We start from the raw sequence: 18,812 nt of genomic DNA, 5'->3' as shown, positions 1-18,812 counted from the left end.
CGTCGTGGCGACGTTTCCCTGACCGCCACACAGCGATGGCTGCGCGATGACGAGATCACCGGCCCGGAAAACGCAACAGCCTGCGCTCGATGGAATGATTTCGGACGACGCGGTCGCTGTGCCCGCCAAACCGCGCGGGATCACCCGCAGGGGTCGCACGCGCCACGGAACGCAAGACGCGCAATTCGATCTCTTTCCCGCGGCGGCGGCGTCTGACGCCTCGGCTAACGTAGCCGCGGAGGCCACAAGCACGCCGGACACCGAAAATACAACCACAAAAGCGCCCCCCATAGCTCAGCCGAGCGGCCCGGCGCCTCTGCCGCCCTCACTCTCACAATCTCGGAACCGCGAATCGGTCCGCTTCCTGCCCGCGCCTGTCTCTTTGAGGCAGTTCGCCGCGTCCGCCCAACCCGACGCCGCCGACGTCTGGCTATACGTCTGCTGCGACGATGAAACTGAGGCGCGCGCTCTGGTCGAAGACGGACTATCCCCCGATCGCGACGCACCACCCGCGTTGCGGGAAGCGGGCGCCGCTTTGGCATGGCTTGCGGAGCGGCAGGAGAACGCGGAAACAGGCGCCATGGATGCTCCCGCGCTGTTGCGTCTGCGGCGCGCGGTGATGGAGCGCGCCATCGAGATTGACCCGGACGGATCGCGGACCGAAGGCCTGCGCGTCTGGTTGCTGACGGGAGACAGGGATGACGACTGAATACGCCTCACACCGGACCGACGCGCCTCTGGCCGAAGTGCTGCGCGGCGGGCGCGTCGAATCCCTGCACACGGGCGTCATCGTGGTTTCCGACCCCAACGGAGCCATAGCGTTCTCGCAGGGCGATATCGACGCGCCAGTATTCCCCCGCTCCACGGTCAAGGCGTTGCAGGCGTTGCCGCTGATCGAAAGCGGGGCTGCGGACCGCTTTGGCCTGATCCCGGAAGACCTCGCGCTCGCCTGCGCTTCACACGGAGGCGAACCCGCCCACGCCGCCGTCGCCTCACGCATTCTCGGGCGGTTGGGCCGGGACCAGACTTCACTCGAATGCGGCGCACACTGGCCGACCAACGCGGCGGCGGCACGCGGTCTGGCCGCGGCAGGAGAAGAGCCCTGCGCGCTGCATAACAACTGCTCCGGCAAGCATTCCGGTTTCATCTGCGTCGCCTGTGCAGAGGGCGTCGACGTTGAAGGTTACATCCGGCCGGATCATCCGGTCATGCAGCGCGTGGCCCAGACCATGACCGAAGTGACCGGCGCCGCGCACGACGCCTCCAATCGCGGCGTCGACGGCTGCTCCATTCCGACTTACGCCATCCCGATGCGCGCCCTCGCGCTCGCCTATGCCCGTTTCGCGACGGGACAGGGCTTCAGCCCCGACCTCGCCCGCGCCGCCGAGCGACTGCGTCGCGCCGTCGCCAGCGCCCCGTTCATGGTCAGCGGCACGGGCGGCTTCGACACTGTGGTCATGGAAGCGCTGGGCGAACGCGCCTTCACCAAGATCGGCGCAGAAGGCGTGCTGGTGGCGAGCCTGCCGCAGACCGGCCTGGGCGTCGCGATCAAATGTCGCGACGGCGGATTGCGCGGCGCAGAAGCCGCAATGGCCGCTGTGCTGGCGCGTTTCGGCGGAGAGGGCGTTTCCGATAGCCCGGTGCTTGCAGGATGGACCGAGCAGGAATTGCGGAACTGGAACGGGATTTCGGTCGGATCAGTACGTGTTGCAGAGAACTTGCGGCGACGGCTGGGGTAAAGGACGCAACGTCAACAACGGTTTGGCGTCGTCTCCGATACGGCAGACGTTTTTTGTAACCGCCCTGTAATGGCGCCCCGGAGAATCCGACGCTAAACTTTCGTGATGCGTTATACGTTTCATGAAGCGAGCCTTGTCCTTCCTGCGGACGTCAGGGACGATAGCGTTCAGGTTTTGACGATTCCTGTAAGCGGAGCCACGCCATTGAGCCTGACGATTCACAGGCAACCTGCGCTCCCTGATCGTTCGCTGGGTGATCTGGCTCAGAATGAACTGAACCAGATTGCGCAACGATCTGAGGGATTTGAGAAAATCTGGAGCCGCGACCACCAGCTCGACGGGCGGGACGCATGCATCGTGGCGATACGCTACGACATGAGCGATAGCCCGATTGCACAAAGACTTGTCTATATCAAAAACGATGACAGTCTCTTAAAAATGACAGTCAGCGTGCAGGGTGACTTCACCTCCGAACAACTGGCCGTCCTCAACGCCGTCGCATCGAGCCTCCGCTTCACCGCATCGGCGGCGAAGGACAGCTAATATGCCTGACGCCCGCCCTGCCGCTCGCCTCACGGACATGCACGTATGCCCAATCCATGTGGGCGGACCCATCCTGCAAGGGTCGCCAAACGTTCTCATTGGCGGGCTGCCAGCTGCGCGAATGGGCGATATGGCGCAATGCATCACGCCGTCCGACCCCGCCGCCATAGGCGCGGCGACAGTCCTCATCAACGGTAGACCCGCCGTTCGTATGGGGGATGCGACCGGACACGGCGGGCTCATCAGCGCAGGTTGCCCAACCGTGTTGATTGGCGGACCCTGCCTGTCCGCAGTATGCGCATCGCTCGCTGCAGAACTGGCTCAGTTTGAAAAATTTCGTATCCAGGCGCAGGCGGCTGCGGCGGCTTACGACCCGCCGGAAAGCAGGACACCGCCGGAAGGATATAGAAACGCGACCGCAGCCGATCTGGACAAGCTTCGGCTTGACCAGAGCATGCTTGAAAATCCAGTGGATCCCAAAACACAAAAGAAGACCAACTTCCGGGCAGCTGTTTTCATCAACGAGCGCTCGGGAGCGCCGCTGGTGGCATACAAGGGCACAACGTTCACAAGCGGCGAAGACTGGAAGGTCGATAGAAAGCAAGCGCTAGGACGAGACACTTTTTACTACCGGCAGGCGCAGTTTATCGCGCGAACTGCCGCAGCCAGTCCGGCTGGAAAGGACGTTACATTTACCGGCCACTCCCTGGGAGGCGGTATGGCCGCTGCAGCGGCAAGAGCAACCGGACGACCAGCCGTGACCTACAATGCTGCCGGATTAAACGCCAAAACGGTGCCGCATCCTGTCGGCGATAATATTGACGACGTGTACGTCCGCGGAGAAATCCTGCATACATCACAAGCGATTATTCCAAAAATACCAACCGCCGCCGGTAGTCGGCACTGGCCTCTGAATCCAGTCAAAGTTTTGCCATGGCAAAAGGGGCCCAAACTCTTGAAGGTCACCACAATTAGCGGCGGCTTACTACGCAGTGGTCTTCTACACATGATGGGCAATGTCCAACCCGCTATTGATCAGAAAATTTCTGATATTCTTGCTGACAGGAAAAAGAACGGATGCCAGTGAAGGCCAAAGTATTTCTTGTCATGACGCTCGCCACAACTTTGTTGAAGCTTATTGGAGGACAATCTATGGCCGCAGGCAGGCAAACGGCTGAGGAGATGCAGTCCAGCGCGATGATGGGCGCTGTCATGGAAGGATCAGCGGACGATGTCAGAGCCCTCGCCGAAAAGAATGTCGGAATAAATGATGTATATTCCGGACAAAGGACCACACCCCTTATCGTTGCGGCCACGACCGACCAATGGCCGTCGGCTGAGGTTTTGATAGATCATGGCGCGGATATATGGGCGCATGACCGTTTTGGTGTTACCGCCGCGCAGATGACTGTGAATAGCCGAATCCTCCCAGGAACTTCGGAGGATCAGGCGCGACTACGTGTCATTGAGAAAATGAAGGCGCAGGGATACCCATTTCCGCCTCCTGACAGCGATACGGTGCTGCAACTGGAAAAAGAGGGAAAATGGCCACCGTCGAGCGCACGCAAATGAGTGGGCCAGTCGAGTATGCGGCGTCCATCGCAGCGCCGCGAGAATGGATCAATGAGACCTCCGTCCTGATCACTGCGCCTTTTCCCAGCGCGCGAACCGGCGTCACGCCTTCTTTTCTGGCGACGTGCGAGGACTTGTCGAGCGATCTGCAGGGGGCCACCAGCGAGAATATGGCCACGTTCGCCAACCGTTACGCAGAACGCCTCAAGCGCGGCTACGCAGGTTTTGAACTGGCGACCGACATGGCGCAGTCTGGAAAAACGGGCCTGTGGGAAATCACCTTTCACTGTGAAGTAGAGGGCTTCGCCATCACCCAGTGGATAACACTTTCTGCTCTGAACAATGGCCGCGCGTTGGTCACCACCGCCGGCGCTGGTCGGGAGGATTTTCCTGCCCTAGTAAATATTTTTTACAATATGCGAAAAAGCCTGAATTTTTCCTGACAAACACACACTTCCAGACCCGATACGCCCAGGCGACGCGATAAGATTAGACTGCCCGTTCGAGAACCGGAGGCCCACCCAACGCCCGGCAGGAGTGCTGGACGGCGCCTTATCTCCGTTCAAACGAAAAGCGCTTCCGAGAAAACCGAGAAACGCTTTCCACCGGCATATTAACGCCCGCCGTGCCCCGATCTATTTCCCCGTCACACGCCAGACCGTCCCACCGACGTCATCCGCCACCAGCAACGCGCCATCATGGCTCAGCGTCACCCCGACCGGACGCCCACGGGTTTCGCCCTGATCGTTGCTCAGGAACCCGGTCAGCACGTCACGCGGCGGAGCGGATGGTTTGCCATCGGTGAAAGGCACGTAGATCACGCGATAGCCGCTCTTCGGTCGGCGGTTCCATGACCCGTGCTGCCCCACAATTGCGCCGCCACGCCATTCCGCAGGCAGAAGCGCGGCGGCAAAAGAAAAGGTGAGCCCCAGAGACGCCGTATGCGGTCCAACCGCGTAGTCCGGCGCGATGGCCTTGGCGACCAGGTCCGGGCGTTGCGGCTGTATGCGCGTGTCGACGTGTTGTCCGTAATAGCTGTAGGGCCAGCCGTAGAAAGCGCCCTCCGTGACGGACGTAATGTAGTCTGGCACAAGATCGCTGCCGATTTCGTCGCGTTCGTTGACAGTGACCCAAAGCTTCCCGGTCTGCGGCTCCCACGCCATGCCGTTCGGGTTGCGCAGGCCAGTCGCGTAGGGCGTCAGCTTACCGGTCGCGAGGTCCAGACGATCGATCCTCGCCCGTCCCTCCTCAACCTCCATGCCGTTGTCGCCGACGTTGCTGTTTGAACCGACCGTGACGAACAGACTCGACCCGTCAGGGCTTGCGATCAGGTTCTTGGTCCAGTGATGATTATATCCTGATGGCAGATCGACGACTTTCGTGCCCGGTTCGGCGATGTGCGTCTCGCCCTCGTGATACGGGAAACGCAGAACCGCGTCCGCATTGGCGACGTAAAGCGCGTCCCCGATCAAAGCCATACCAAACGGGGAATACAGATTGTCGATGAAGACGCTGCGACTTTCCGCCACGCCGTCTCCATCCTTGTCCTGCAAAATCATGATCTTGTTCGGGCTCTTCGTGCCCGCGCCGACCTTGCGCATGATAAAGCCCGCGATGCGGTTCTTCAGCGTTTGTATATCGGTGCCGGGAGAGTCGGTTTCAGCAACCAGCACGTCGCCGTTCGGCAGGACGTAGAGCCAACGCGGGTGCTGCAGCCCTGCGGCGAACGCCTTCACTGCAAGCCCCGGCGCGGGCGTCGGCGTTTCACCCGCATGCCAGCCAATGGGCGTCGCAACATTGATGGTTGGGAACAGCGTCTTGTTCGGCGCGGGCAACGCTGGATCGGCGCCCTGCCCGGCGGCGACGCTGAGCCTCGCTTGCTCCGGACGCGCGATGACGGACCATCCGCCAAATCCGATGACGGCAAGAGCGACGACCGCCCCTCCGGCCAGATAACCCGACAACTTGCGGTTCATCATAGTCTCCGTTTCCGGTCGATATAGTTGGCCACAGCGTCGCCTCTCGTGGACGCCGGGTCAATCGTGCTTATGGAACGGGGTTCGGCATCGGTGGTTCGGACGGCTCGCCCCCTTAATGCATGCGCTCACCAAGCGACACAGAACTGTTGCCCTCCGCCGCGCCGAACCTCTGGCTACCCGCTGTCGTACGATCCATCCAACCGGCGTCATCGCCATTCGTACGAACTGCAGCTTTACGGAAATGCTGCGACCTGCCCCGGAGCCGCAGGGCTACTGAAAATGCTTCTTTTCAGAGTTGGCATTCACTAACGCCCGGCGACGTCAGGCAGTTTTATCTGGCACCGCCATATTGCAGCCCCAAATATCGCACAAGCCCCGCGCATGCGGGAACGTCACGCGAAGTTGCGTCATTATCGACGCAACATATCGTCGAGCGGATCGAGGCGTCGCAGCCCCGAGCCGTCACCAGCCGAACGCCAAAGTTCGGCTGGCTTTCGTGTCGCCAAAGCGACAGCCTGCTACTTGCCGAGCAACGCTTTCACGCCCGGAGCGAACGCGATCATCACCCCCGCAACCGGCGTGTTGGCTGCGCCAAACGCTGCGGTGATGTCGGTCGAGAGCGCCAACTGCGCGAGGTTACTGTCGAGAACAGCGCGAGCCCCTGCGTCAGAAGCGCCCGCGTTTCCGTCGAGAGCGTTCAGGCCAAGCGTCGCCAGACTCGCCACATCGTGCGACACCGGCACAGCCTCGACAAGCCCACGACTGGTCGCGACCTTGGTGTAGGCGGCGTCATTGTCTTTCCACGCCTGCAACTGCGCACGCAGTTCCGACGCGACCGAATGATCGCCCGCAGCATAGCGAGCCGCCAGCGCATTGAAGCGGATCGACGCGATCGGATCTGGCGAGGCGATCTCCGCGATTTCGTCCAGATGATCGCCATGCGCGCCCGAATAACGGTTCAGCCGATAATTGCGGATCGGCACGATGGCGCTGACCAAGGTCTGCACTGCATCGGGATCTTCCGGCGCCAGACGAGCCATCATACGGCGGGTGTTGATTTCGGATTGCAGGCCCAACGCAGTCAGCTCGGTGTCGACGGTCGCAAGGCGCCGATACATGTCGTCGACATCGCGTACCGCGGCGGAAGACCAGAAACGCTCGGCGATCGCGGCGCTACGCGGCCAGAATCGTGCGTCCAGAGTCTCGTCGGTCACCAGTTCAGCCCAGAGCGGCGTCTCTCCGCCAAGAACCAGCTTCTTTTGCGCGTCGTTCAGCGGCGGCGGTGCCGGGTCATTCAGGAACGCGTTGATCAGGACAGGATCGCCGCCTTTGGCGAGCATCTTGTTCGCCTGCTCGCGCGTCACGCCGACCGAGGACGGGTCATACGGATCGACCAGATAATGCTGGCCCGCCGATTGCAGCAAATCGAGATAATACCCGACGGCGACGATGACCGGATGCCCTTCCGCTGTAGCGGAAGAGATGAACTTGGAGCTGCGCCAAGCCTCGACGACTACGTTCTTCGGGATCGGAGCTTCGCTGACCTCGTCCCAGCCGACCATGATCTTGCCCTGCGACGCCAGGATCTTTTCGACATCGGCGGTGAAGGCGGCCTGCAACGCCTGCGGCGTGGCGAAGCCGTGCGCATGCATGTAGGCGACGATCTTCGGATTGGTTGTCCACTGCTTCGGGCTGACCTCGTCGCCGCCTGCATGGAAATACTGATCCGGGAAAATGGCGCCCATTTCTGCGTAAAGCTTTTTGATCAGTTCCAGGGTTCCGGGAACTGTCGGATCGAGCGCGGCATTGTTTTTGTTCTTCGGATTCGGATCGACCGGATGCTGTGCAGCGAGGTCAGGCCGCGCGAGCAAAATGGCCAAAGCATGGCCCGGCACGTCAAATTCCGGGACGACGCGCACGCCACGATCGGCAGCGTAGGCGACCAGATCACGCAGTTGCGCCTGTGTGTAGTATTCGCCGTGCGAACCTTTCGACGTCAGAGAAGGCAGCACCTTGCTCTCGACGCGGAACCCGGTCCCATCGCTGAGATGGAAATGCAGCACATTGAGCTTCACCAGTTCCATCGCGTCGATCTGGCGTTTCACCGTCTCTACGCTCATGAAATGCCGCGACGTGTCGATCATCATGCCGCGCCACGGAAAACGGGGCGCGTCGGAGATGGTCGCGAACGCCAGTTCCGGGCCGCTCGCGCCAGAACGGATCAACTGCGCAAGCGTTGCAAAGCCACGCAGAACGCCTGTGGGGCCGTCGGCATTCAACACAACGCCATTTGCGCCGACGGAGAGCGTGTAGCCCTCTTTCGCCTGAACGGTCAGCACGTTCGGATCTTCGCCGACATGCACGCGCACCGGAATGGCACCACTGCTCGAGCCAGCGCGTGCGCCGCCAGCCAGAACTGCGGTCCTTGCGTTAAAACGCGCAGCAGCACGGTCGAGCATCGGCGTGGGCGCACTGTCCCAGGTCAAGGAAAAACCGCCGGACGCAGGCAGGGCGCCAGCCGGGAACTGCGCCGACGACGGAGCGGGCATCAGCGCCGGAAGCGCTGCGGATTGCGCCACGACGGATGCTCCCGACGTTGCGGCGACCGCAGGGGCGCCTACCATGTCGAACGCCAGCAATGCCGCCGCAGCCATCAGACCAGCCCGGAATCCGGTCGAGAAACCTCTTTTCATACGCATTATTCTCCGTTTCTTGCCGTAGACATAACGATGGAGCGCATGGCGCGCACACGCCCGGCGTCCGTCTCTCCCGGACGCGCTCCGAAGCCGAACGCGAGGCCGCGTCCGTCTCCCTGCTCCTGCGGGGCAGGCCCGCGGCAGGAGGCATGAACCTCTGTGACACCCGTAACGGTGATCACCTGCGCCACGTTCTCCGGCGTCAGGCCCCCGCCCGCCATGATCGAAATGCGTTCGCCCGCCTGTTCGCGCAGCATCCGCAATATTTCAGCGCCGTCGCGCGCGGTCTTCGCGCAACCGGACGTCAACACACGCTCAAACCCGAGCCCGATAGCCTGTTCCAACGCTTCGGCAGGATCTGGCGTAAGATCAAAAGCGCGGTGAAGCGTGGCGCGCGACAGCCCGACGGAACGAGCATGTTGCAACAGGCGCTCCAAACACGAGACGTCGAGCCGCCCGTCAGCGAGCGAAGCGCCCAGCACGACGCCGACGGTCCCGGCCTTCTGTTCGAAGGCGACGGCGACCGCGTCGATATCGCGGCGCATCGTCGCTTCCTCATCTGTGGAAAAGACGAAATCTCCGCCGCGCGGCCTGATCATGACATAGACCGGCGTCACACCCTGCGCCGCCATGGCCAACAAACCGGGAGACGGCGTCAGGCCGCCTAACGACAGGGCAGCGCATAATTCGATCCGGTCCGCCCCCCCCTCCCATACGGCGCGCAGATCGCCGATGGAGTCGACGCAAACCTCCAGACCGGGAACGGGTTTCACCGTCACCCCTGCACGGCCTCAAGCAACGCCGTCAGTTCCGGGTCGTGGCTCATCTGCCAGGCGATCACGTCGCGCTGCGTCAGGCCAGACGCTGCAGCTTCGTCAAGAACGACCAGGCAACGTTCGTGCAATTGCAATGCCGATCCCGGCACGAAGGCGGAAACAGGCCCCTCCACGACGCGCGCAAGAATATCCGCCTTGGCCGCTCCCGTGACGACCATCAACGTTTCGCGGGCGTCGAGGATCGTGCCGGTGCCCATGGTTAACGCACGAGCAGGGACGCAATCCGGATCGCCGCCGAACATGCCCGCATTCTGCTCCCGCGTGGCGCGATCGAGCGTAACGGCTCGAGTGCGTGAGCGCAGCGCCGACAGCGGTTCGTTGAAGCCGATGTGACCGTTTTCCCCGAGCCCAAGCAATTGCAGATCGATGCCGCCGCTGGAAACGATCGCAGCTTCGTAAGCCAAAGCCTCTACGTCCGGATTTGCCGCCGCGCCGTCAGGAACATGCGCGTGTTCAGAGCGAATATTCACCCGGTCGAACAGATGCGCGCGCATATAATGGCGATAAGACTGCTCGTGTGAGCCCGGCAGGCCGACATATTCGTCAAGGTTGAACGTGGTGACTTCGGAAAAATCGAGACCAAGCTCGGCATGCTCTTGGACGAGCAGTTGGTAGATCGCCTCCATCGTCCGTCCGGTGGCAAGTCCCAGAACGGAGGACGGCTTGCGACGGATCTGACGAGCGATGACGCGCGCCGCCACCGCACGGGCAGCGGCTGCATCCGGGCAGATGACCAGTTTCATGCTTATCAACCTTCCGTAAGCTTCAGGCCTGCCGGGGAGGACGTCTTGGCCGTGCGCGCCATAAAGGCGAGCATCCAGCCAGCGATGACGACATAGCACGGTATGGCCAGCGCCATGAACGCCTCGGGAACACCGATGCGCGGCGCAAGATGGACAAAGATCTGCGGTATGACGGCGCCGCCGGAATACGCCATGACCAGAAAAGCCGTGGCCCTTCCCGGGTCCGCCCCGGCCTCAGCCAGCACGACAGGGAAAAGCGCTGGCAGAATCATCGCGTTGGCGAACCCAAGCAGCGCCACGCACAGAACCGGCGCGATTCCGGAGCCGGACGTCGCGGCGGCGAATAACGCCAGCAGGCAGAACGCGATGCCGAGAACGCAGCAGAAAACCGTATAGCGTCTCTGCGTGACGAAACGGGGCACGACGACCATACCGACGAGGTACCCCGCCATCATGGCTGCAAGCGTGAGCGCCGTCAGATATTTCGTGATGTCCAGAGATAATCCGAACGAACGTCCGTAAAGTCCGATCGCGTCGCCAGCGAGAACTTCGACGCCAACGTAAAGAAACATCGACAGCACCCCGGTGGCGAGCCAGAGCGGATGCGCGCGCGCGCCTGAAGCTGCCGGCGTTGCCGCTTCAAGAGAAATTTCAGGAAGCGAAGACCGCGCCACAAGTATGGCGAGCAGGACCAGCACCCCGGCCATCGCCGCATAAGGCGCATGAACTGCGTGCGCGAAATTCGCCAGAATCGTATCGCGTTCGGGCCCCGCAGGAATGGTGCGAAGGCTGGCGGCGACGTCGCTCACATGCGGCATGACCAGAACGGCGAACAACATAGGAGCCAGAATGCCCGCGAATTTGTTGGCCGTGCCCATGATAGCGATGCGTTGCGCCGCGCGGTCATGATCGCCAAGAAGGCTCACATAAGGGTTGACCGTAATCTGCAACAGGGAAAGCCCTGCGCCGATGACCGTCAGTCCCCCCAGCGCTCCGGCGTAGAAACGCGCCGTGACGCACTCGCCGAAAAGAGCGGTGCCCGCCGCCATGACAAAGAGAGCGACGATCAGCCCCTTGCGAAGCCCGATCTTGCGGGAAAGCATCGTCGCAGGGAGCGGAAAAAAGAAATACGCCAGATAAAAGCACATCGGCACAAGGAAAGCCGTGACGTCGTCGAGGCTGAACGCCACCTGCACGAATGTGATGAGCGGGCCGTTCAACCAGGTCACGAAGCCGATGCTGAAGAACAGCGCCGCCATGATGAGCACCGGCCGCCAGCCATAGGAGCCAGCCGGGCTCTCGATCATTTTCCGCAACGCCTTACTCCCTGTTTTCAGGAGGCGCGACGCAGAGGCGCCCCGTCCCGTTCGGTCGTCCGTTCTAGAACATCATGCGATCGGACGAAAACCGTCAGCGATGACAACATGCCCGGTAAACCGTGGCATGCCACGGTTTACCGGGATCCGGCGTCAACGCGTAAAATGGGCGCGACGGCTGCGGGACATGCAGCCGTCGCTTAACATCAGAACCCTGCCGACAGGGACACAAAAGCCGCAAAGTTACCGGCGACCATATAAGTCGGCGAGCTGCCAGCGTAAGTCGCGCCGGTCGAGGTCACGCGCGAATTGGCGCTGGCCGTATAGCTTGCGGCGCCGGACAGATATTTGTTGTCGCCGATATTCATCAGGTTCAACTGAATCTGCGGATGGCGAACGCGTCCGTAAGATTTAAAGCGATAGCCAAGCGTGACGTCGGACGTCAGGTATGCTGGCATCTTCTGGTCATTCATGAATGTCGTGTACTGGGTGTCCACGTAGCGCAGCTGGAAATTTCCGAAATAGGTGCCGTCGTCATAGCTCAGGCCAATGGCACCAGTAAATTTCGGTGAACCGACGGCAGTTTTTCCTGCTGTCGGCAGCAAGCCCGAGCCCGTGTTGTAGTTGTTGTCAAAGGTCGCATGCAGATACTGCCCCGAGAAATAGGGGGCGAAGTGATGCCACCGCTTGAAGCCCAGCTCCGCCTGAACACCGCGCGCGGTCTCGCCACCGACGTTGATCGGACTGGAGATCAGCATGTTGGTGTTCGGGATGTAGCCGCTCGACGTCACCTGATGGTTCGTCATGTTATAATTGAAGAACGACGCTTGGAAGTTATAGAACGACCCCTGATGGCGATACCCGATTTCTTCACCGATTGAGTATTCCGGCTTCAGGCTCGACGGCTGCTCGACGGCGTGCGAGCTGTTCGGGTCGAAAATCTGAGAATAAGCCTCGACCGATTCCGGCGCACGGAAAGAAGTGGTGCCGTTGATATAGACCTGATCATGCGGCGTGATCTGATAGCTGGCGGCAAACTGCGGCAACGGTTCGAAGTAATTGCCTTGCAACTTGTACGGATCAGCGCCGGGGATCAGGTTCGTGCCCTGACGAGACACCATCGCGACACGGAAACCGGCGCTGAGGGTCAACTTGTCATGAAACAGCTTCTGGGTGTCGGCAATGAACAGCGTGTTGACCTGCTGGACGAAGTTCAGGTCATAGCCGGAAAGAATCTTTCCGTTGACGGTGATGACGTCGCCCGACCAACCCTGCCCGTTTGCATAGACCGGACGGAAATCGGAAAGCTCCTCATGCGTCGTGTATGCGTACCACCAGCCGAACGAGAAGGTGTTCGACTTCGTGATCGCCCAGTCGGCGGAGACGTTGATGCCGCCCGTTTTCTGATTCCACGGATCGCGGCTGGAGGTCAGGATGTTGCCATTGACATTGGTGCCAGCAGTGATGGTGCCATACTGCTGCGTTCCGTAATAACCGCCTGAGGCCGGAATATTCTCACCGCCAAGCGACGGGCCGAACTGATGCACGTAATACGGCGTCACCTGCAGCTTCAGCTTGTCGGCCAACGTGAAGTGCATTGGCAGCACAATCAGCTGACTGTTCAGGTTGCTGCGGTTCAGCTTGTAGTACGTGCTCTCGCCGGGCGTGAACTGGGACGCGTAGTTGAAGCCAAGGCCATACTCTTTCCACTGAGCCTTGGTCGGCTCGCGCCAGGACGTAGCCTCCTGCCGGTTGTAGGAGAATACGGCGGCGATGCTGTTGCCCTGACCCCACTCTTTTACGAATTTCGAATCCAGGTGATAGCGAAACAAGCCGCCCGGGCCGCGGAAGTTGTTATAGCCGGAATGCGAGAACGACACGAAACCACGAATACCGGTGTTTCCGATATCGCCTGTTTCCAGACGAAGGAATTCCTTGTTGGCGCTGTGCGTTCCCCCACCCGCCTCGATAAAGCCTCCGGCTTTGTGCGACGGATTCATCTCTGTCGCGGTAATCTGCCCGCCAACGGCGTTATAGAACGGGGCGTTCAGATCCGGCTGCCCCTGCGACACCGTGACAGAGCCGAGGTTTTCCGAATCCACCAACATGGTGGTGTAGGGCGCATAGTTAATCGGATCCGCAAGCGGCGCGCCCTCGAACAGATAACCGATCTGGGTCTCGTTCATGCCGCGCATGGTGATGTGATCGCCGGTCATGCCCAACGGATCCTGCGACGACATTGTGGCCCCAGGAAGATCGGCGATCAGGGACGCGATGTTGGACGTAGGCGACTGCTTGGCGATGAAGTCACGCGTGATGCCACTCTGTGAGCGGGGAGCCGTCTGGACCGGCATCAACCCGCCGCCCGGAGTGCGGTTCGTGATGCCGGTTGCCGCCTGCACACCACCCTTAACCGAAATTTCCTCCGGCGCCTGCGTGAACTGTCCCAGAACCGACGCAGACAGGCCGCTTGCGGCGGGCGCATCCGGCGCCGCAGAGGATGTGTGACGAACATTACCCTTGCCAACCGCCTTAACTTTTGGAGCCGTCTGCGCATGAGCGCCTAGGCCAAAAAGCCCGATAAGAACCGTGCAGGACACCGAAATTTGTCGTAGGGACACTCGCATCGCGCTCTATTCCTCAATTCGAACGGCGCCTCCGTTCGTTGCCAACCTGAAATTAGAATGATCAGGCGCGCTTTTGTCCGCAATATCTACAAAAGCCTCATATATTAATTTATCATATAAACAAATTATTTCTGTTTCGTACCCAGCTCATTGTTGTGAAAATGTCACATTTCTGTCGCATAACGAGAGCACGGACGACGCCCCGCCCGCGTTGAATACCCGAACATGTGCGCCCTAAAGCGCGTCCGAACCGGAAATGAAGTAGCGGGCAGCAAGGCTGGCTGCGCCGCTGGCGAAGTTATCGGGCGCGAAGTCACGAAACGTGACCATTGTTCCCGGCCCCTCACGGTGCAGAATATGGGAATCCGCTTCCTTACGCAGCGCATGAGCGAAAACACTGTCGTGCAACGCCGGGTCCAGCATCACCACGACGTGGCTGGGATCCAGCATCTGGATCAGTTGCGCCGTGGCCAGGCCCAACGCAGACCCTGCCCGATGCAACAACGCCAGAGCGTCCGGCTGCCCTTTCGCCGCCAGAGCGGCCAGCGGACCGATCTGCTCCGGCAACCCCGCTCGCCTCGCCGCATTGGTGATCGCCAGAAGAGACGCGACAGTTTCAAGACACCCTTTGTTGCCGCAGCGACATGGGGCGGCCCCGAACCCTTCGATGGCTATGGGAGCATGCGATATTTCGCCGGCGCCGCCCGCGTTGCCGCGTAGCAGACGCCTGTTGACGATGTGCGCGCAACCGATGCCATAGCTGACGAAGACCATGCTGAAATCAGGACTTCCGCGCAGCGGACCGAATAATTGTTCGCCGAGGATCAATGCATTGGCGTCATTCTCCACCCAAGTCGGCAACCCCGTGCGCTCCGTCAGCGCCGCGCCGATATCGACATTGCGCCAGCCAAGCGCTGTCGAGGCGACACAGGTATGACGATCATGCGAAACGAAGCCGGGAAGCGCCACGCCTACGCCTGACAGTCGCTCGGTCGATGCGCCGCCCGTAGCACGCAATTGATCGATTGCTGCAACCAGACTTTCGACGCACAGGTCCGGATCCTCCGCGCGCGGCACTTCCACACGCGCCAGCACAGAGCCGTGCAGATCGGTCAGCACCAGCACGGCCGGATCCTGCTGCAGGGACACGCCTATGAAGCTCGCCGCGTCGGCGCGTACCGCCAGCGAAACAGACGGTCGTCCGACTCCAAACACAAGCTCCTGTTCACACAGGATGTTTTGGTTCAACAGATCCCGCACGAGTCCCGAGATACTCGCCTTACTAACACCCAGTGTGCGGGCGAGGTCTGTGCGACTGCACGGTCCACCGCGGCTGAGAGTCGTTAGTATCTGGTAATGGCCGGGCGAAAGCATAGCGGCTCCAGTAGCAGCGTCCGTCCACAGAACGGCAGGAAAATGACGCCTACCATTTTTTTATGAAATGAACCATTTGCGGCGCAATCATTGTGTCTTATTTACAAAAAACCGGTCGTTCGATAACCGAATTCATTCGACGGAGCCTTCCACGCAGATCGACGAGCGTGAGACAGAGATGCGGAAACCTTTATGATTTTATGCGCGGATATCGGCGGCTCCTTTATTGATTTCGCAGTCGTCAGCCCGGACGGCCGCGTCGCCCAGCGTCAGGCTGAACCGACTCCGATCCACGATATACGAGCATTTGCCGACATCCTGACGAAATTTTGCGCGCCATGGCCTGACGCCGCCTTGCACATAGCCATTGCCGGAGTCGAAAACCCGGAAACTGGCGTCGTCCACGCCGCAAATATTCCATGCCTGGCGAACGCGCCGCTAACGTCGCTTTTGCAGGAACGTACGCAGCGACAAGTTCTGATCGCCAACGACGCAGACTGCTTCGCGTTGGCGGAGGCGCGTTTTGGCGTCGCTCGCGGCCATAAGAATGTGTTCGGCGTCATTCTCGGCACAGGCGTCGGCGGCGGCCTCGTGATCGATGGGCGTCTCGTGCGCGGCCTTGGCGGTGTGACGGGGGAATGGGGACATGGGCCATTCATCATCCCGCCTCCGGCAACGCCGGCGGGGCTCGACCTGTCCCGCGTCATTCCTTCGTTTCGATGCGGATGCGGACAGACCGGCTGCCTCGACACCATTGCCGGAGCGCGGGCGCTGGAACGCTTGCATCTGTGGGCTGGCGGTTCGGCGGCGACCAGCAGGGAGATACTGACTCAGTGGGAGGGCGGCGAGCCTGAGGCCGGGCGGACTATGGACATCTATCTCGCCTACCTTGGATCCGCACTGGCGCTGGTCGTGAATACGACAGGCGCTACGATCATTCCCGTGGGGGGCGGCCTCGGCGGCTCTGCAGCCCTGATCGCCGCGATCGATCGCGGCGTACGGCAGAAAATTCTGGTGCAGGCTGATGCGCCATTGGTCGTACAAGCAGTTTTGGGCAGAGACGCCGGGCTACTCGGCGCCGCGTGCCTTGAATGTGAGAGCGAGCGGCGCTAACGCCGCACCGTGACGTAAGACCGGCGCCCGAAACGCGAGAGCAATGATCCGATTACTGACGAAATAGCCATGTCAGTCCAAGAACTATTACGTCCTTCGGAAAACAGCGCGTCAACGCGGTGGTCAGCAGAACATTTTCTGGCTTCACAAGCTTGCATGTCGCGGTAGCGATGTTTGGGAAATCTGCGAATTTTCGTGTCGCTCGTCCGCGACGCCTGCCGTCGGCAGGAAAACGCTGGAGCTTGCAAAAATGTCAGGCTGACAAACGGCTGTTCAAGCTTCATCCGGCGCCGCCTTTGACTGGTACACCTACGAAAGCCCCTGCCCATCTCGGCGTGCGAATAAAACGCTACTTTTACTGTGGCAAAATTTTCACCCGATCTGCCGGGTCGGATGTCGCCTTACCGGCAGACGCGTCGCGTGCCGTCAGATGCGATGTAGGTTAACGTCGCCGGGTCGAAGCAGGCGTTTTGCACGCAGCTGTCGCCACTCGACAAAGGCTGGGGATAAATCGATGCGCCGGTCGCGTTGGCTTCCTGCGCCGCAGCGCCACAAAGCGGCGTGTTGTTTGGCGCAGAAGGATCGTTAACCAGCTTCGTTCCCTCCGGCGGCGGAATTTCCGCGACTGTGCCGGGCGGGAAGTCCTGCGGCGGTATGCGCTTTGGCGCCTCCGCAGGCGGCTGAGCGTCAGCGGCAGGTTGGGAGGCGGACTCGGTGTCCGCGCAACCAGGTAGACCTGCAAGACAAAAAGCCAGAACCGGCAGCAGCGCCGAACGCCGCAGACCAGTGCCGGAACGCAGGGAGAAACGCGAAAACATCGGGGAGTTAAGCCTGTGCATCGCGTCGATAATCCTCACCTTGCGTCCCGGAGGGTGAATCAACCCGATCAGGCGTTGCCAGCTGTCTGCGGGAACTCGGCGCGACGCGCCTGCCACAGGGCGACGAAGTCGATCGGCTGCAGCACAACCGGCGGGAATCCACCGTCACGCGTCACGTCGCCCATGATATTGCGGGCGTAGGGGAAAATCAGACGCGGCACTTCGACGAGCAGCATCGGCTCGACCAGTTCCGGCGGCGCGTTGGTCAGCGTGACGACAGCGGCATAGGTCAACTCGGCGATGAACACCTTGCGACCGGCAGGGCCACCTTCGGTCTCCGGAGCTTCACTCGCTTCCGACTTGATGGTCAGAGCGACTTCGAACACCTGCTGGTCGTTCTGCAGGCGGTTCGCCTGAACGTCGATGTTCACCGAGATCTGCGGCGCGGCGCGCAGGGAGGCGAAAATTTCGGCCCCGGCCGGAACCTCGAACGACAGGTCCTTGGTGTACTGCAGGTTGATCGCCAGCGGCAGAGCAGGCGGAGCGCCCTCGGCGATGGTCTGGTTCGTGTCGGACATGTGGTCGATTCCTTCGTCTCGTGCCGTGGTAGGGCTCTCGCGGCGGTAGCATGGCGTGCGCGCTTCGCCAACCGTCTCGCGGCCGGAAGATTATTGAAGCTTCAGCCCGGCGTGCTCAGTGCGTCAAAGGCGCCGTCGGGTCGAGGCGACGCCAGCTCCCGTTCTCCATGCTGACGCGAGCGAAGGCGACGAGAAAGCCCCAGTGGGACACGACCAGCGTGTGCGGCCACTCCGGGTCCGCCGCCATCTCCGCGCGGAAGAGGGCGGCGCGTTCCTCCACTTCTTCAGGCGTTTCAACGCCTTCAGTCCACCACTGCTCCTCCAGCCCGGAGAAATCGAGTCCTGGCCATTGCAACGCCAGTTGAGCAGGCGGAGAGCCGATATCGCACGAAAACGCCGCGCGCTCCCGGATGAGCGGGCGCACTTGAGGCGTCAGGGAAAGCGCTCGCGCAACGGGCGCGGCAGTTTGCAGGGCGCGCGTGAACGGAGAGACGAGAATCCGGCGAATTTTCTGCCCGGCCAGCGCCGTCACCAGCCCATCGGCCTGCGCCAGACCATGAGTGGACAAGGGTGGATCGGAGATGCCTGGATCTCGCCGCGTGGCGGTGAACAGGCGATTGAACTCGCTTTCGCAGTGTCTGAGAACGATCATGCTTCTGAGATAGGACCTCGGACCGTCCCTCGGCAATGATTTTGGCGCTCCCCGCCCCCTGTCGTTTCGCGCAATATAAAACGATGCTGCTCTGTGGACCGACAGACGCTATGGACCGTCGGTCATTGCGCCCGCCTGCGCCCCTGCCTATTCTGTTGTATCTGGACCAGACGTTCAGGGCGCGTCAGAGCGTGACGCCCTGAGCATGAACTACGGATGACGCCGC

The 18,812-nt window shown here is 61.1% G+C and carries 17 protein-coding genes; 7 read left to right on the top strand and 10 right to left on the bottom strand.

Annotation, left to right across the window (positions count from 1 at the left end):
* Positions 1-46: 46 nt before the first annotated feature.
* The 6 genes from HK28_RS05595 to HK28_RS05570 all read left to right on the top strand — a co-directional run bounded on the left by HK28_RS05595 (position 47) and on the right by HK28_RS05570 (position 4,297).
* The gene (locus HK28_RS05595; RefSeq protein WP_143217328.1) at positions 47-709 is read left to right on the top strand and encodes a hypothetical protein; all 663 of its coding nucleotides are present in this window, start codon (positions 47-49) and stop codon (positions 707-709) included.
* Positions 699-1,739: an asparaginase gene (locus HK28_RS05590; RefSeq protein WP_086643619.1), complete on the top strand. Its 1,041-nt coding sequence runs from the start codon at positions 699-701 to the stop codon at positions 1,737-1,739. Before HK28_RS05595 ends, HK28_RS05590 begins: the two co-directional genes overlap by 11 nt.
* Before the next feature lie 105 nt (positions 1,740-1,844).
* Positions 1,845-2,282: a DcrB-related protein gene (locus HK28_RS05585; protein ID WP_086643618.1), complete on the top strand. Its 438-nt coding sequence runs from the start codon at positions 1,845-1,847 to the stop codon at positions 2,280-2,282.
* A gap of 1 nt (position 2,283) precedes the next feature.
* The gene (locus HK28_RS05580) at positions 2,284-3,369 is read left to right on the top strand and encodes a PAAR domain-containing protein (RefSeq protein WP_086643617.1); all 1,086 of its coding nucleotides are present in this window, start codon (positions 2,284-2,286) and stop codon (positions 3,367-3,369) included.
* Between the two features lie 20 nt (positions 3,370-3,389).
* Positions 3,390-3,854 (top strand): ankyrin repeat domain-containing protein, encoded by a 465-nt coding sequence (locus tag HK28_RS05575; RefSeq protein WP_233140374.1) that lies wholly within the window; start codon positions 3,390-3,392, stop codon positions 3,852-3,854.
* On the top strand, positions 3,827-4,297 hold the full coding sequence (locus HK28_RS05570; RefSeq protein ID WP_086643615.1) for a hypothetical protein: 471 nt from the start codon (positions 3,827-3,829) through the stop codon (positions 4,295-4,297). Before HK28_RS05575 ends, HK28_RS05570 begins: the two co-directional genes overlap by 28 nt.
* 192 nt (positions 4,298-4,489) lie before the next feature.
* Here HK28_RS05570 and HK28_RS05565 read toward each other — a convergent pair whose 3' ends face one another.
* The 7 genes from HK28_RS05565 to HK28_RS05535 form a co-directional block, all read right to left on the bottom strand.
* The gene (locus tag HK28_RS05565) at positions 4,490-5,830 is read right to left on the bottom strand and encodes a sorbosone dehydrogenase family protein (protein WP_086643661.1); all 1,341 of its coding nucleotides are present in this window, start codon (positions 5,828-5,830) and stop codon (positions 4,490-4,492) included.
* A 521-nt stretch (positions 5,831-6,351) separates the two neighbouring features.
* Entirely contained in the window at positions 6,352-8,532 is a 2,181-nt protein-coding gene (locus tag HK28_RS05560; RefSeq protein ID WP_233140373.1) for a beta-N-acetylhexosaminidase, read from the bottom strand.
* Positions 8,532-9,308 (bottom strand): copper homeostasis protein CutC, encoded by a 777-nt coding sequence (locus tag HK28_RS05555; protein ID WP_198945802.1) that lies wholly within the window; start codon positions 9,306-9,308, stop codon positions 8,532-8,534. Before HK28_RS05555 ends, HK28_RS05560 begins: the two co-directional genes overlap by 1 nt.
* Positions 9,305-10,108 (bottom strand): glucosamine-6-phosphate deaminase, encoded by an 804-nt coding sequence (gene nagB, locus HK28_RS05550; protein WP_086643614.1) that lies wholly within the window; start codon positions 10,106-10,108, stop codon positions 9,305-9,307. The genes HK28_RS05555 and nagB overlap by 4 nt, the downstream gene beginning before the upstream one ends.
* Positions 10,109-10,113: 5 nt before the next feature.
* Entirely contained in the window at positions 10,114-11,415 is a 1,302-nt protein-coding gene (gene gluP, locus HK28_RS05545) for a glucose/galactose MFS transporter (protein WP_086643613.1), read from the bottom strand.
* 215 nt (positions 11,416-11,630) lie between these two features.
* Positions 11,631-14,051 carry a TonB-dependent receptor gene (locus HK28_RS05540; RefSeq protein WP_086643612.1) on the bottom strand — a complete coding sequence of 807 codons (2,421 nt, stop codon included), beginning with the start codon at positions 14,049-14,051 and terminating at the stop codon, positions 11,631-11,633.
* 234 nt (positions 14,052-14,285) lie between these two features.
* Positions 14,286-15,425: an ROK family transcriptional regulator gene (locus HK28_RS05535; RefSeq protein ID WP_086643611.1), complete on the bottom strand. Its 1,140-nt coding sequence runs from the start codon at positions 15,423-15,425 to the stop codon at positions 14,286-14,288.
* Between the two features lie 192 nt (positions 15,426-15,617).
* Here HK28_RS05535 and HK28_RS05530 point away from each other — a divergent pair, with 192 nt between their 5' ends.
* Positions 15,618-16,538 carry an ROK family protein gene (locus HK28_RS05530; protein ID WP_086643610.1) on the top strand — a complete coding sequence of 307 codons (921 nt, stop codon included), beginning with the start codon at positions 15,618-15,620 and terminating at the stop codon, positions 16,536-16,538.
* A 401-nt stretch (positions 16,539-16,939) separates the two neighbouring features.
* Here HK28_RS05530 and HK28_RS05520 read toward each other — a convergent pair whose 3' ends face one another.
* The 3 genes from HK28_RS05520 to HK28_RS05510 form a co-directional block, all read right to left on the bottom strand.
* The gene (locus HK28_RS05520) at positions 16,940-17,356 is read right to left on the bottom strand and encodes a hypothetical protein (RefSeq protein WP_198945804.1); all 417 of its coding nucleotides are present in this window, start codon (positions 17,354-17,356) and stop codon (positions 16,940-16,942) included.
* 68 nt (positions 17,357-17,424) lie between these two features.
* Entirely contained in the window at positions 17,425-17,934 is a 510-nt protein-coding gene (gene secB / locus HK28_RS05515) for a protein-export chaperone SecB (protein ID WP_026398054.1), read from the bottom strand.
* Between the two features lie 115 nt (positions 17,935-18,049).
* Positions 18,050-18,586 carry a histidine phosphatase family protein gene (locus tag HK28_RS05510; RefSeq protein ID WP_086643607.1) on the bottom strand — a complete coding sequence of 179 codons (537 nt, stop codon included), beginning with the start codon at positions 18,584-18,586 and terminating at the stop codon, positions 18,050-18,052.
* Positions 18,587-18,812: the final 226 nt, after the last annotated feature.

This window comes from Acetobacter sp. DsW_063 (genome assembly GCF_002153745.1).
Classification (GTDB): Bacteria; Pseudomonadota; Alphaproteobacteria; order Acetobacterales; family Acetobacteraceae; genus Acetobacter.
This window is presented reverse-complemented; position numbering and strand designations above follow the sequence as displayed.